Below are 14,194 nucleotides of genomic sequence, written 5' to 3'. Positions count from 1 at the left end.
CGAACCGCATTCAGCCTGGCAACCGCCGACAGCGCCGGCTACCGAAGCATTTCTGGCAACTACCGACCCGACAGCGGCGGCCGTATAAAGCGGCCCGATACAATCGGCATCGCACTTACCCAGAACTTCCGCCGCCGCAAGTACGGCGGCAGGCAGGATTCCGCAGGAACCCGCCGTCGGACAAGCGACGATTTTAAACATCTTCGCATTCGCCTCATTGACGGCTATAGCATAGGTAGCCGCCTTATGGGCAAGAGAGCCGAGCAGCAGCGGTCCCTTATCGGAAAGTTTCGCCGCGTCGCCGCCGACAAGACCGCTTACCGATTTTTCCGAATTTTTTAAACCGAATTGGATAGATTCATGAAAAACGGCCAATCGTTCCGCCATCGTTGCACGCACGGCCTTCTCATCTGTTTCAGTTGTTTCCATTTCGTGTCGCAATGCCGCTTCAGAAAGAGAAATCCCGTACCTGTCGGCAAGGGTTGCTAAATCATGTAACGTTTTATATTCATAGTGATACATACATGTCTCCTATAAGGGCAATATCGTAATAACAGTATTAATGCCGTCAATATTCTTCATTTCCGCTACCGTATCTTCAGGCACAACGCCGTCCGTTCCGACGATCATAACAGCGTTTTCATATTTACCGCTGCGAAAGACACGCATTGTGGAAACATTGATTCCTTCAGCTGCCAACAGGGTGGTAACTTTAGAAATGATCCCCGGTTTATCGTGATGAAATGTCATAAGCGTAGGCTCTTCCCCCGTAAGAATCGCCTCAAAGCCGTTAATTTCACGAATTTCAATCTTGCCGCCGCCAAGAGAAACGCCGAGGATTTCCAATTCCTTACCCGTCCTGCCTATGAGACGGATACGGGCCGTATTGGGATGGTTGACATCCTTTTGTGAAGGCATAACAGTAATTTTTACATGTCGTTCCGCCGCGATCTCAAAAGCGCGGCGCAAGCGGACATCATCCGCTGCGATACCGAGAATACCGGCGGCAAGGGCCCGGTCCGTGCCGTGCCCGCGATAGGTTTTGGCAAAAGACCCGTATACCGTGATTCTCGCCTCAACCGGCTCTTCATGGAAAATATGGCGCGCCATAAGGCCGATCCGGGCGGCTCCTGCAGTATGAGAACTGGACGGCCCGATCATAACCGGACCGATAATATCAAACATACTCATATAGTACTCCTTTTATATACTAATCGTTTTGTATAAACGGGAACTGTAAATAAGGGCTTCTTTAACCTCAATACCGCTGATCTGTTCTACCGCTCTCTTATAAAGAGACAGCTGGACCGTATACCTTTTGCGAAAAGCGGCTTCCTCTTCAAGGCGATCCGTTTTATAATCGACAATAACCCACTTACCGTCTTCTTTAAAAAGACAGTCTATAACCCCTTGAACAAGGATTTTTTCACCTTTAGTCGCAGGCATCGCAATTTCACTGTCAAGAAGAACCGAAAAAGGATATTCACGATATACTTCCGCAGAAGCGGCAATCCTCCCGGCCAGCTCGGATTTACTGAAAGCCGTTAAGTCCGCAATATTAAGAACCTCCTTTTCTTCATCCGTAAATATGCCGTCACTCAGCCAGCGGGTTACCTGCCGTCCAACCTCCGCCGCATGGACATCCAAATATTGTAACGCCTTATGGTAAACAGTGCCGGCAAAGATATCGCTCCGGACCTGCCCCGTTTCGGCAAGCCATGCCGGAGTATATGCAAAAGGATCGTCACCGTCTCCTGTTTCCTGAATAAGCCGCTTACTCTCCGCAGCCGCCGTTTCATCCTCATAAAGTCGACGTTTAATTTCCGATACGGACAGTTTCGCCGTTGTCCGGGTAGCCGCTTTATAAGCATATTGCCAGGAAAGAATCCTGTCAAGCCAGCCGGGTATCGGCGTACCCGTCGGAATGCCGGCCTGCACGGCAAATAATCGCCGGTCAGCTTCCGTTATTACGGAGGAAACGTCTTTATCTGTCACGACCGACCGTAAGGCTACATTCCAGATTCCGAGCTGCAGAAATTCTGTTTTTTCAGTCGGGATCCGTGTATCCAACATCAGTGAGCCCGCCTGGGCAAGCACCGGCGGCATGATCCAATCCAAATAGGAATCCCCTGTTTCAGGCCGGGGGGTATGGCGCCAGGGAGCAAGAAAATCGGCGACCGATTTAACAGTACCGCCGCGTTTCCGCTTCATGGAGCCGACTACGACGAGCCTGCTCTTAGCGCGTGTCATGGCGACATAGAGAAGCCGCTCTTCTTCCGCCCGGTTCTCCTGCAGAGTCTGCTCTTTAATACCGTTATAAATAAGAGTCGGCCACGTAATACGCCATTTAGGATCAAAGCTCTTAATACCTATGCCTAAATCCTTATGGAAGAGCACCGGTGCCTGCATGTCTTTTTTATTGAACTTCTTTTCCGTATTTGCCAGAAAGACAACGGGGAACTCAAGCCCTTTGCTCTTGTGAATTGTCATAATACGCACGACATTCTCACCTTCGCCGAGAAGTTGGGCCGGCGCCAAGTCAACGCCGCTTTTCTTCATTTTCTCAATAAATTTAAGAAAGCGGAAAAGCCCTCGAAAGCCGGCTTCTTCATACTGCCTGGCACGTTCATACAAAGCTTCCAGATTAGCTTGACGCGCAGGCCCGTTTTTCATAGCGCCGACATAATCAAGATAAGCCGTATCATCATATATGCGCTGTAATAAATCGGCAACACCTGCGCGGCGGCTGTATGTACGCCATGCATCCATTTGCTTAAGAAAACGGGTTATCTTGTCGGCATGCGTATCGGGCACAGACGCCTTTGTATATGCAGGTAAACAATCCCACAGCCACCCGTCGCAGGTAAGGCGGATTTCAGCCAATGCCGCTTCATCAAGCCCGACCATAGGTGAACGCAATACGGCTGCTAAAGGAATATCCTGACAGGGGTTATCGATACATGCCAAAAGGGCCGTTATCAATTGTACTTCCATGACATCGAAATAGCCGCCCTTTTCTTCCGCAAAGGCGGGTATGCCGGCAGTCCGCAAAACCCGCAACAATACATCCGCTTTCTGCGAAGCCGCCCGCAAGAGAATGACTATGTCCCTGTAGTGAAGTCCAGGTACTTCCGCCGTTAATTCGCTGATACGGTCGGCAATAACATGCGCCTGTCGTTCAAAATTATCCAGTTCGACCGCGTCATCCTCTTCTTCACCGTCAGCCGCCGCATTATCGATCAAATGCAGTTCCACACTCCCCGCTTCTTCATCCGCGCGGCCGAGGTAAAGTTTTTCGTTGTCTCCATATGACATGCCGGCAGCACTTTCCGTCATGGCATACGCAAAGACTTCATTCGTTGCCGTAATGACGGCCGGTGTACTGCGAAAATTCGTTGCCAAATCAATACGGCGGTCGGCGGCACCGGCATGGCTGCTGTAAGTTTTATATTTTTCCAAGAACAAGGTCGGATCGGCCAAGCGAAAACGATATATGCTTTGTTTTATGTCGCCGACCATAAATTTATTACATCCGTTGGAAATAAGGTCGATAATCAGCTCCTGTACCCCATTGGTATCCTGATATTCATCAATAAGGATTTCCTTATATGTCTTTTGTAATTCCCGTGCCGCCGGTGACGGACCGACCGCCTCTCCTTCGGAACGCGGTGCAGTAAGGACACGCAGGCAAAGATGCTCCAAATCGCCGAAGTCGAGCCAGTTTTTTTCTTTTTTAGCCTCATTATAAGCCATAAAAAGCTTCCGCCAAATCGACCAATGCCTTCATTACGGGAGCGGCTTCCCGGATCCCGCTCAGCCAGGCGGACGGAGATACGGAAAAATATTCATTGTTTACAGCCGAAAAAATCTTTTTGGCTTTATCACGCCGTCCCCTGACACTCTCCCAAATCTCTTTGGCCGCCGTATCAAAATTTTTTGACGACGGAAGTCGCTTAAATTTTAAATCGCTCAACAGAAGACGTAACCCGGACTCATGGATCGGTGCCCGCACCGGCTCGGAACAGATTTCTTTCCGCCTCGAAAAACTCCCTATACACCGCCGTATCAGCCGTCTTGACTACCTCCGTCATTATTTCATCATATAAGGATACACATCGCGACAGACGTGCCTTAACGGCCGTAACTATCGGCTTTCCCCAAGGCAAAGCGTCAAGCTCCGCCGTTTCAGGCAAATCATACTGTGTCGTCGCCTGATGCAACCATTCCGTCGGCCAAGACGGCTGCGGCTGTAGTCATATATCTGTACAATAAGATCCATGAGTCTGTCATCGCCTCTGTCATTACCGAATATGTCGGTGAGACGGGTGATGACGGCCGCCTTTTCTTTATCTTCATACCAGGCAAGAAACAAGTCTTCCAGCACGGTCTGTCTCAAAATCTCCAATTCTTCCGTCCTGGCAACGGTAAACCGCGGATCCAGGTCAATAGTATAAAAATAGGTACGCAAAACATGCTGGCAAAATGCATGGAACGTAGAAATGCTCGCCGCCGGCAAAAGGGCCAACTGCTGCTCGACATGCGTCCTCACTTCATCGGCAAGAGCCCCATCGTCTTCTTCCAACTTTTTCGTCAACGCCGCCCCTATGCGCTCGCGCATCTCACCGGCAGCAGCCTTTGTAAAGGTAACAACCAGAATTTCCGTAATATCAAGAGGCTGCCCGCTCTCTGAAAGTCGTTGAATAATGCGTTCTACCAAGACCGCAGTCTTACCGGAACCGGCCGCGGCAGCAAGGAGAAGGTTTTGATTTCTGCTTTTTATGGCTTCACTCTGCGGATTTGTCCATGTCACTTTCTTCTCCTCCCAACTCTTTCATAATTTCATCATCTTTTTTAGCCGTTGCAAAATTCCATCTATTGCCGTCCTCGGCAGTCAAATCAAAGCGGCATACCGCCGTATAAGGACAATGGGGTACAGGCTTTATGTTCATACGCTTTACCCCAGCGGGCCGGAGCTACGGCTATCCGCCCGTCAGTCAGCTTTTCGGCTATCTCCCGGACACGCGCTTCGGCCAAATTCACCAATCCGGACCAGCCCGCTTCGTCATAAACCCGTGCGGACGAGCTGAATACCCCTTTTTGATTTATATGCAGCCCCGAAAAAGGCGACGAATTTTCCAGAACTGTCTTATCCAACAGCTCCGCCACATCCGTTTCGCTTAAATAAAACCCGGCAAACCGATTTGACCGCATATACAAAGCTTTCTTTTTTTCTTCAGCCGGATCGGCGGCTTCATTTCTTATATCATTGCGAACAGGACAATACACGGCGCCGGCGGGGACGGCAGCATCTCCCAAATTATATAAGGACACAGCCATATATATCATCAGCTGCAGCTCCAGGCCGTCGTAAACATCTTGTAATGTTAACGCTTTCCGGCCCGATTTATAATCCATAATAAGCACAAAGGTCCTGTTATCCCGTCTCAACGTATCAATGCGGTCAATCTGTCCGGTAAGGCGGACGGTTACGCCGTTCGGCAAGGTAAATTCCGGGTATTTCCACGCTTCGTTATGACCGAAGGATTTTTCCAAAGCGTTAACGGAAAATGCGGAAACACTGCTGTGAATGCCTTCAATTGATAAACTGTCCGGACGAGAGTCGCAATCAACCGCTCCTTGATTTGCATAAAGTACGCATCGGAAAAAAGGATGTTTCCGGCCGCTTCCGCCGCTATTTTATCCGTTTTTTCGCGGCATAACGGTTCAATTTCTTCATCCTTTAAATCACGCCACTGTTTATTTGCCCCCAACAGTTCACTCCCGATAACACGCAGAACCTCATGCACGACCGTCCCGAAATCGGGAGCCGTAAAAGAATACATAAGCCGCTGCGATAATTTTAATCCGTACTGTACAAAAAAAGCAAAGGGACAGCGCCTATATCTTTCCAAAAGAGTGACAGATCCTTTTAAAACGCTATTCTTGAGGAACAGCTTATTCATCACGGCAAAAGGCAGCTGTACTGCCGCGTTTTTATAAAAAAGACCGGCCGTCATCATTCGGACGTATTCATTATATCCGTGCAAACAAGCCCAATCATAGAGAGCCCACCAAATATCGGCGACAGGCTCGCCCTGTTTAGCCGGTCTGAGCCTGAACGGCAAGTTCCGGAACGATTTCGGAACGGCAACGAGATATTGTCCCGCCTTTTCCTCTGAAACGCTTCCGTCTTCTTTATCAATCATATCGACATATCCTTTTTCCGCAAGCTGCCTGACCCAAGGCGAAGGCAACAGTGCATCACCGCCTTCCGTAGCCAGTGCCCAGGATAAATATACCCGGTTGTCGGCTCGAGTCAGGGCCAAATAGAAAAGAAAACGTTCCTGAAAAATACGAAAACGGCTGTCCGGCCCCAAGGAAAGACCCGTTTTCTTTAAAGCACGCCGTTCTTTATCGTTCAACAATCCGTCCTCACCGTGATGAAGAGGAAAGACGCCGTCGTTTACACCGCAAACAAAAATAACGGGACTGCGGCTTGTATACCCCCGTTCAATCGAGGTTACTGTAACATGATCCGCCGTGGGCGGAATTAAAGTAAAATGTAATTCTTCAAGCCCTTCCGTCAGAATATCCGTAAACTCGGCCCCGGACATTTCATCATCACCGCACAGGACAACAAGCCTCTCAAGAAGAGATATAACTTTTTTCCAAACTTGTTCATGTTCTCTGGCTTCTTCTTCACAGCCCGCTTCCTGCGCCTCAGCCTGCCAGGCAGCCAGTGTTTTGCCGATATGAGCGTCTTCCAACCACTGCCAAAGAGCAGTGCAAAAGTTACGCAAACTGTCCGTTCCGGCAAAGGCCTCCCATAACGGCGAAAGTAAATCGTACACTCTCTTACGTATACCGTTAATATACACCAGCCCGGCGCCCTTATTTTCAAGCCCCTCCGGCATGCGCCGCCAGTCTTCGTCTTTGTACCAATGATACGCACGTATTCCTGCGGCCGAACAGTATAGTTCCAAATCGTCCGTTTCACGCCGTTCAAGCGGCATGAGATCCGTCTTTAAAAGGCGGAAAAGAGCCTCCTGACTCCATTTCAAACGCACCGTTTCCAGTAGAGCCGTCAACGCTTCCGATAACGGATGGATATGCATAGGACGACGATAGTCCGTAAAACAGGGAATATCATATTCTGCAAAAATACGTTCACAAAGACGACTGTACGACTCACTGCTGCGCGTTATAACCGTAATATCACGATAACGTCGGCCGGCCTGTACGAGCGTCTTGATCCTGCGGGCAACGGCATCCACTTCCACGCGTCTGTCCGTACACTCACATACCTGCAAGGCCTGTACGGGCGTTTTGACCGTCTCCGGCACGGGCTCAAAAAATGTATCCCTGAACCGACGCAGTTCCGACGCGGCATAATCAGGTACGATTTCCACACGAATCGCCGGAAAAAGCATGCTCAACTCTTCAAAAGCCTCGAAAGCTCTCCTGTAAAGTGCCGTCGGCCGCCGTTGCCGGGTACGGTGTTCCGGATCCATCGGCAGGGTTATGACCGTTTCTTCGGATACGTCGGCGATAGCTTTGAGAACCTGCAACTGCTGCGGCGTAAACCACTGAAATCCGTCCACCCAGATATGAGCATCCCTTAAAAAATCGACTTTGCCGGCTTCTTCAGCCAGCGCCGAAAAAACATCATGGGCCGAACCGAAACGTTCTTCCAGATAAGCTTCATATTTACCGTAAAGAAAGGCAATATCGGTCAGTTTATGTTTTAACACCCCTTCATCCAGAGCAGCGGCGCTTTCTTGCAAGGCGGCAGCCGATATATCGAAAGAACGGCACTCATCGATAAAAGCGGAAAGAATCTCCGCAAAATTAGGCTGCTCCGCGGCCTGCCGCAGTACAGAAAATGCCTCCGTATTTTTTGCCGTCAGCCGGCGCAGCACAATGCGTTTATCAAAATCGCTCAAAGCGGTTTTTTCCCTGTTCCGCTCCTGTAAAACAAGATATGCAAGACGGGAAAAACCGAGTACCCGGGTTCCCATAAATCCGTGACGGCGCGTGTGCGCGGCAAGTCGTCGTTCTGCATTATACGTCCCTTGATCGGGCACGAGAAGAACGGTCTTTTTGCCCGCATCGGCCGCTGTAATCAATCTATCAAAACAATAGCTTGTTTTTCCACTGTTTCCTTTTCCGAAAAGGATCGTAACCGCCATATGTATCTCCCTTAACTCATTGCCGTAACAGAATTGAAACGCACAAAAAAGTACCGGAATGATGATTCCGGTACTTTTGTCCTTACATCTGCAACCCTTCTTTTAATTTAGCAAAGATCTTTTCTTCTTCTTCCGTTAAAGGCCGGCCTAAATCGACCTTTAATTCTTCACCTTTATTCTTTGCCCTGTCCTGTTTGTGAAGGTCGCCGCTCTTTGCACTGTCGTCACGGATAATCATCAGTCTTCACCTAACCTTTTCCTAGAGTAATGTATTCGGATCGGGATATGCCGCAACATCGTCGGCAATCTCTTTGGCCATTGTATCAATAACGGTTTCCTGATCAGCATGGAGAGATGACTTCATATCCAACGTTGTCGGCAAAAGCTCACAATTCTTAAATACATTCTCCACGTAGTTGACCAATTCTTTATGAGCCACGGAAGACCACGTATGGCAGCCGAGTACACTGATCTTACGGTTTTTAAAGCATAGCGTGCCGAGATCATGAAGGAAATTTTCCATCGGCAGGAACAGATTGAGGTTATATGTGGGCGATGCTAAAACGAGATGACTGTACTCCCATGCTTTAGCGTTGATGTAAGAAGGATGCACCTTCGATACATCATACATCATAACATTATGAACGCCTAATTTGCTGAGCTTGTTAGCCAAAACACAAGCCGCACGGGCCGTATTGCCGTAAATGGAAGCAAAGGCAATGACAACGCCTTTCTTCTCGGGAATATACTGCGCCCAATGGAGATGCTTTTCAATGATATATTTGACGGTCTCCGGCGTACGGAAAATAAGCCCGTGAATCGGGCAAATATAGTCGATTTGAAGTGCCGACGCCTTTTTTAAAACCGCCATTACTTGCGCGCCGTATTTACCGACAATGTTGACATAGTAACGGCGTGCTTCAGAAAGGTATTCTTCTTCAAAATCCACCTGGTCGGCATAGATATTGCCGACTGTACCGAACATACCGAACGCGTCTGCTGAAAAGAGAATATTATCGGTCAAATCATAGGTCATAATGACTTCCGGCCAGTGGACCATAGGCGCTTTGATAAACTGTAACTTATGCCTGCCCAAATCAAGCCGGTCTCCCTCGTTGACAGGCATGTAGTTATCTTTGTAGTTTTCACTGTAAAACTGTTCAAACATTTTAAAAGTCTGTGCCTGCCCGATAATTTTCACGTCCGGGTATTTTTCAACCAATGCGAGTGCAGAACTCGCATGGTCCGGTTCCATATGCTGAATAATGAAATAATCCAGCCGGCGCCCATGGAGAAGATATTCAATATCTTCCAAAAATTCGTCACGGCAGCTCTTGTCCATGGCGTCAAGCACACATGTCTTTTCATCATCAATAAAGAAAGAGTTGTAGCTTACACCGTAGGGAATCGGAAAAATCCGTTCAAAAAGGGGTGTTAAAAAGTCATTACAACCCATCCAATATACACTGTTTTTAATTTCTTCAACGCTGTGCATCAGTCAATCCCTCCTCTGCCTTTATACCTGCGGTTCCTTATTTTCGTAACAACTTTCCACTTTATGTATTGTACCATTTTTCCGAAAAATACGTAATATCCGTCATAAGAGTCCTCTATCGTTTCCGTGTATTGTTTTTACTGTTATCCTTATTGTCAGTACCTTTTCTGTCAGTATTACCAGAAGCGGCTTTTTTCTTTTTAGCGGCAGCAGCTTCTTTTTCCAGCTCTTTTTCCTTTGCTTCCGCTTTAGATGCCAATCCCTCGGCTTCATCGACAATCGTCGCGACAAGCTGATTGATCACATCTTTATCGGCATCGCTTAAACTTGTCTCAGAATCCAGGAGCGCTCTCGCCCGATCGGCAATCGTCGCTGCTTCCGCTTTAACCTGGCTGTTGCTTAATCTGCCGTTCTCATAATTTGTCGTTAAGACACGCAATGTATCGGTAATATCCGTCGCCTTGGAACGAATACGGGAAACGGCGGCATCACTGTCTTTTTGTTTTTTTGCTGCCGCTTCCTTTGCTTTTCTGTCTTCTTCATCACGCTCACGCTGTTCCTCCTGCTGCTGTTCCGCAATTTTCGCAAGCGTTCCCGACGTGATATGAGTACCTTCATAATATTCATAAGCCATATACCCCAACATAAAGAGAGGCACAAAGAGAAACGCCACTTCATAGCGGCGCAGGCGCGTCGCTTCATCCCAATTACGGGCTCTTTTGCGGCGGTGTTCCATGACAATAACGGCAAATAAAATAAGGCCGATAAAGAATAAAAATGTATAAATTGTAAGCTTATGCCATACAGTTGCCTGCAGACGAACGGGTTCAGATTTGTTGCCGGACAAACGCCACATATAGGTCTGGCTCGGTACGTCCGCATGAGGGCTGTTACTCTTAACATCTGTCCCCGACGGGAAAGACACAATATACTCCAGATCCACACCGTCTTCAGGAACGGCTTTGCCGAGGCGGAGATACTCAATACTGCCGTTTGTATACGTATAGTCGATATAGTACATCGTGCAAATGATGCCATCAAACGTCTTATGTACGATTCTGTCGACAGAACTCCTGTTGGCGCCTTCACTCGTCAGCGTTTTCATCGCACGGAACCCTTTACCGTTTCCGTTATCATAATCCATAACCGTATAGTTACGCTTTTGAAATTCGTCTATATCCGTATCAAGAGACTTTTTATCCTCCCCTCGAGTCGATAACCTTCAGCACATCTTGCGTTTCGCTGCCGTCATCATGAATGATCGTCTGCGCTCTGAAGCCCGTCAAAAGTGTAAAAGCCAAAGCCAGAATTACGGTAAGCCCTATTTTTGCATAAGGTTTCATCATATCCTCACTTTCAGCTGCTGTCTATTCTTCTTTCGGCGGTACCATACTGCTTTCCACTATGCGCACTTTAGGATTTTTCCCCTGTACGTCGGCACCCTGTTTATCCTGCAGTGCCGCAGCTGTACTGCTTGACTCGAGGGGAATGCCGTTAACAAAAATCCCTTCAATGACACCGTCTCCTTTTTTCATGCGTACGCTGGCAATAACACTGTCGCTGCCGGTAATATCATAAATGCCGTCCGTATACTCAGGAGCGATTCTGTACCGATCGAACCCGACCTGAAACTGAACAGTACGGGAATCCCTGTCGACGGCTGTAATTTCAGCTTTCATATAATCACTGCGATCGGCCGGTACATTGGCTGAAGCCCCTTTTATTTCCATAATTCCCTGTTGATCCTGACTGATGGCAATATAAACATCTTGTCCCTTAACGGGCAGGACTTCGTCATTCCAAGTCGTCGTGTCTTCCGGGAAAACGACCCGTATATAATCCGTACCGAAAGCACTCGTCTCTAAACGAAGCACGCAACGCCATTGATAAGGGATTCCGTCAACAGTAATATTGCGCCACCGCCAGCTATGGTAAAAGAGGAAAAGCAGCTGAAAAATTACAGTGACAATCAAAACCTTATACACTGTCCTGGTGCTGACGGAAAAAGAAACAGGTTTTACTTTCATCATTGCAGGCCCCCTTCATCGGACCATGGAGAGCGGACAGGCTCTTTCTTTTCTTTCCGCTTATCCTTTTCCGTCGTCGCCCAGGGTGATCCGCTGCGTTTCTTTTCTACCGGTTCAACTTCGGTCCGCCGGACACTCGGTGGCGATCCGGGCACACTCTCGGGACTGCGGAATACGGGCGGAACAAATTGAGACTTTTACGCTTCACGTGTGACAACGGTCGCAGCACTCTTCTCCGTCCGCATCCATTCGGGCATGTCCGGTTCCCGCCCTTTTAGGGTGGCCGGTTCCGCATCGAAGGCTGTTTTACGATTTTTCCCTCTGCTGCCGTTTCGCACGGCGGTCACTGTTTTACTGCCATTAAACCTGACTCCCCTGCCTCTGCTCTTTTCCTGTAAGCGCAAAACCCGGTTAACGGTGAACGCCGCGATAATGACGACCGCAACGGGTACAAAAGGAGAAAACGTATTGCCGCCGATAACGGCAACAATGAGAAATAACAGCGCCACAACACGTGAAGCGTAAATGATTCATGTGCTCCGGCTTTAACCCTTGCACAATTTCATAAAATGAAATAAAAAGAGCAACTACGAAAGAAAGGACCAACGGCAGCGATGAATAAATGCCGCTCCGCACAAACAGTGTTTCTATTCCCAGAAGGACGGGAATTGCCGCGTAAATGGCAGGCGCCCAAAATCGTTTTTTTACTCTCTTCAAAAAAAGAAAGGCTCCAATGAAAAACAGCAGAACGGTAATACCCGTCGTCGACCAATGAAATCCTTTTATATCGGCGATCCCGAACCATGATGACGGTACTGTGGAAATGATCAACGCTCCCATCGCCGCTATCCGTCCGAACCAACGGAAAGGAGTTCCGTACGCCTTCCGTATATCAATGGAATATCCCGTTAGCATCATGACAACCGCGAGTGTCCCTAAGACTAAGAACGGGATATAATCGCTTTCTATCATGACCATTGCAAAAACCGCATATACAGTAATTGTCATAAGCCAGGCAAACAAAGAGAGACGAACTTCATCACCATGACGATAAAAAACGCCGTATAAAGGCATCATTAAAATCAACATAAGCCAAACGGAGCCGACGCCAAGGGGAGCGTTGATCATACCGCCCGCAGCCGCCCATAGGAGTAACGCAAGCGCATAGACGACAGCGCCGCCTATGGACCGGAGAATATATACAGCGGGAAGGCCTAAAATTGCACATGTCGCAATATAAGCCGGCCTGTCCCAGCCAATATAAAAAGTCTGTTCAACGACGGCAAAAGTCATAAACAGAGTCAGGTAATGAACGAGGCAGGCAATTTCACCGGAAAGTTGCGCCTGCTTTCCCTGTATCAATCCGGCAAAGATACCGCTTTGAGAAAGAACCAATAAAACACCTGCAAAGGCAAGTCTCACCGTCATGGAAACGTTATACCAAATATTGGCAATAAGCCAACATGCACCGATAGATGCTAATACCATGCCGATGATAACCAGTATCATTACCGGAGACCATGCAAAGAATGAAAGTCTCTTCCTGAGCTTATATCGTTCTTTAATCTTTTCTCTGGCCGATTCCGAAATAAGGCCTTCCTGTACTAATATATCCACTTCCCGCTCAAGCCATTCCGAAGATTTTTCCGACATTATTCTTACCTCTGATAACTCTCTATATACAAAATACAAAGAATAATTAATCTAATTTATCTATTACAGTATACCATAAAACAAGCATGAACCAAATAAACCCGCCATAAAACAAGTATTTATGATATTAAGATAAAAACTGAAAGCAGGCCGACGCGGATATCACATCGGCCTGCTTTGCAGAAACGCTTCTAAAAGCGATTTGTATGATACATCGGGGGATTGACATATCCATACAACGGATTGGCAGTTTGTCGATACTTATACGGGATGTTTACTGTGTACATTTTTCATCTCGTTCTGCCTTCTGGATCACATTATAACACTATACTGACTTCGGGCATATTTTTATGACTATTAGTTCGTTATAGATAATCGTAAAGTTATGATTTTATAGAATCCCCGTCCTTGAAGTTGCGGTAAACAGCTCGGATATTACCGTGCAGGCTTCTGCTGCCGCCTTTCAGATGTGGATCCTTAAAATTGTAATGAAAAGACTCCGGGAAATTATTGCTCTTTTGTCTGTAAAAACCTGTTATGGAAAGACGATACATATACATTCATACGTGGTTCCCCATCGTGCGTATCGGGCTGCAAAATCGTATCTAAGCGACGGAGGGGAGAAGTTCCATTGTGACTATACTCCTCGTCATGACTCGGTAGCTCAGTTGGATAGAGTGACTGACTACGAATCAGTAGGTCCATGGTTCGAATCCCTACCGGGTCACTAAAGAAGCCTCCGTACATTTTGTGCGGAGGCTTTTGTAATGGGACGACAATATTGTTTTCCCTTGGAATGCAAAATAAAAATACGGCGGAAGATACCGCCG

Annotated in this window: 13 protein-coding genes; all 13 read right to left on the bottom strand. The window is 47.8% G+C overall.

Features of this window, described 5'->3' with window-relative positions; genetic code table 11:
• A partial coding sequence (locus tag HMPREF0080_RS07975) for an L-serine ammonia-lyase, iron-sulfur-dependent, subunit alpha (RefSeq protein WP_006790936.1) occupies positions 1 to 522 on the bottom strand: 522 nt, incomplete at its 3' end.
• A gap of 9 nt (positions 523 to 531) precedes the next feature.
• The gene (sdaAB, locus tag HMPREF0080_RS07970) at positions 532 to 1,191 is read right to left on the bottom strand and encodes an L-serine ammonia-lyase, iron-sulfur-dependent subunit beta (protein ID WP_006790935.1); all 660 of its coding nucleotides are present in this window, start codon (positions 1,189 to 1,191) and stop codon (positions 532 to 534) included.
• Positions 1,192 to 1,203: 12 nt separating this feature from the next.
• Complete coding sequence (gene addA / locus HMPREF0080_RS07965) at positions 1,204 to 3,753, bottom strand: helicase-exonuclease AddAB subunit AddA (RefSeq protein ID WP_006790934.1); 2,550 nt, start codon at positions 3,751 to 3,753, stop codon at positions 1,204 to 1,206.
• Positions 3,743 to 3,973 (bottom strand): hypothetical protein, encoded by a 231-nt coding sequence (locus HMPREF0080_RS11065; protein ID WP_245527266.1) that lies wholly within the window; start codon positions 3,971 to 3,973, stop codon positions 3,743 to 3,745. The genes addA and HMPREF0080_RS11065 overlap by 11 nt, the downstream gene beginning before the upstream one ends.
• Before the next feature lie 171 nt (positions 3,974 to 4,144).
• Complete coding sequence (locus HMPREF0080_RS11060; protein WP_006790931.1) at positions 4,145 to 4,810, bottom strand: UvrD-helicase domain-containing protein; 666 nt, start codon at positions 4,808 to 4,810, stop codon at positions 4,145 to 4,147.
• Between the two features lie 86 nt (positions 4,811 to 4,896).
• Positions 4,897 to 5,553: a PD-(D/E)XK nuclease family protein gene (locus tag HMPREF0080_RS11440; RefSeq protein ID WP_172633490.1), complete on the bottom strand. Its 657-nt coding sequence runs from the start codon at positions 5,551 to 5,553 to the stop codon at positions 4,897 to 4,899.
• Entirely contained in the window at positions 5,487 to 8,189 is a 2,703-nt protein-coding gene (locus HMPREF0080_RS11435; RefSeq protein WP_006790929.1) for a PD-(D/E)XK nuclease family protein, read from the bottom strand. The genes HMPREF0080_RS11440 and HMPREF0080_RS11435 overlap by 67 nt, the downstream gene beginning before the upstream one ends.
• An 82-nt stretch (positions 8,190 to 8,271) precedes the next feature.
• Positions 8,272 to 8,427, bottom strand: coding sequence for a hypothetical protein (locus tag HMPREF0080_RS10080; RefSeq protein WP_006790928.1), 156 nt, complete (start codon positions 8,425 to 8,427; stop codon positions 8,272 to 8,274).
• A 21-nt stretch (positions 8,428 to 8,448) separates the two neighbouring features.
• Positions 8,449 to 9,684 (bottom strand): FprA family A-type flavoprotein, encoded by a 1,236-nt coding sequence (locus tag HMPREF0080_RS07950; protein WP_006790927.1) that lies wholly within the window; start codon positions 9,682 to 9,684, stop codon positions 8,449 to 8,451.
• Positions 9,685 to 9,799: 115 nt separating this feature from the next.
• Entirely contained in the window at positions 9,800 to 10,828 is a 1,029-nt protein-coding gene (locus HMPREF0080_RS07945) for a hypothetical protein (RefSeq protein WP_006790926.1), read from the bottom strand.
• 52 nt (positions 10,829 to 10,880) lie between these two features.
• Complete coding sequence (locus tag HMPREF0080_RS11050; protein ID WP_006790925.1) at positions 10,881 to 11,030, bottom strand: hypothetical protein; 150 nt, start codon at positions 11,028 to 11,030, stop codon at positions 10,881 to 10,883.
• 21 nt (positions 11,031 to 11,051) lie between these two features.
• Positions 11,052 to 11,714 (bottom strand): hypothetical protein, encoded by a 663-nt coding sequence (locus tag HMPREF0080_RS07940; RefSeq protein WP_006790924.1) that lies wholly within the window; start codon positions 11,712 to 11,714, stop codon positions 11,052 to 11,054.
• A gap of 408 nt (positions 11,715 to 12,122) precedes the next feature.
• Positions 12,123 to 13,364, bottom strand: coding sequence for a DUF2157 domain-containing protein (locus tag HMPREF0080_RS07935; protein ID WP_006790921.1), 1,242 nt, complete (start codon positions 13,362 to 13,364; stop codon positions 12,123 to 12,125).
• Positions 13,365 to 14,194 lie beyond the last annotated feature (830 nt).

This window comes from Megasphaera geminata F0357 (genome assembly GCF_000239275.1).
Lineage (GTDB): Bacteria > Bacillota > Negativicutes > Veillonellales > Megasphaeraceae > Megasphaera > Megasphaera geminata.
Note: the sequence above shows the minus strand (reverse complement) of the source record. Positions and strands in the feature narration are given on the sequence as shown.

Bases quoted from the DNA above. Each gene is read 5' to 3' on its own strand.
- sdaAB (WP_006790935.1), bottom strand. From the start codon at position 1,191: ATGAGTATGTTTGATATTATCGGTCCGGTTATGATCGGGCCGTCCAGT.
- addA (WP_006790934.1), bottom strand. From the start codon at position 3,753: ATGGCTTATAATGAGGCTAAAAAAGAAAAAAACTGGCTCGACTTCGGC.
- HMPREF0080_RS11435 (WP_006790929.1), bottom strand. From the start codon at position 8,189: ATGGCGGTTACGATCCTTTTCGGAAAAGGAAACAGTGGAAAAACAAGC.
- HMPREF0080_RS10080 (WP_006790928.1), bottom strand. From the start codon at position 8,427: ATGATTATCCGTGACGACAGTGCAAAGAGCGGCGACCTTCACAAACAG.
- HMPREF0080_RS07950 (WP_006790927.1), bottom strand. From the start codon at position 9,684: ATGCACAGCGTTGAAGAAATTAAAAACAGTGTATATTGGATGGGTTGT.
- HMPREF0080_RS07945 (WP_006790926.1), bottom strand. From the start codon at position 10,828: ATGGATTATGATAACGGAAACGGTAAAGGGTTCCGTGCGATGAAAACG.
- HMPREF0080_RS11050 (WP_006790925.1), bottom strand. From the start codon at position 11,030: ATGATGAAACCTTATGCAAAAATAGGGCTTACCGTAATTCTGGCTTTG.
- HMPREF0080_RS07940 (WP_006790924.1), bottom strand. From the start codon at position 11,714: ATGATGAAAGTAAAACCTGTTTCTTTTTCCGTCAGCACCAGGACAGTG.
- HMPREF0080_RS07935 (WP_006790921.1), bottom strand. From the start codon at position 13,364: ATGTCGGAAAAATCTTCGGAATGGCTTGAGCGGGAAGTGGATATATTA.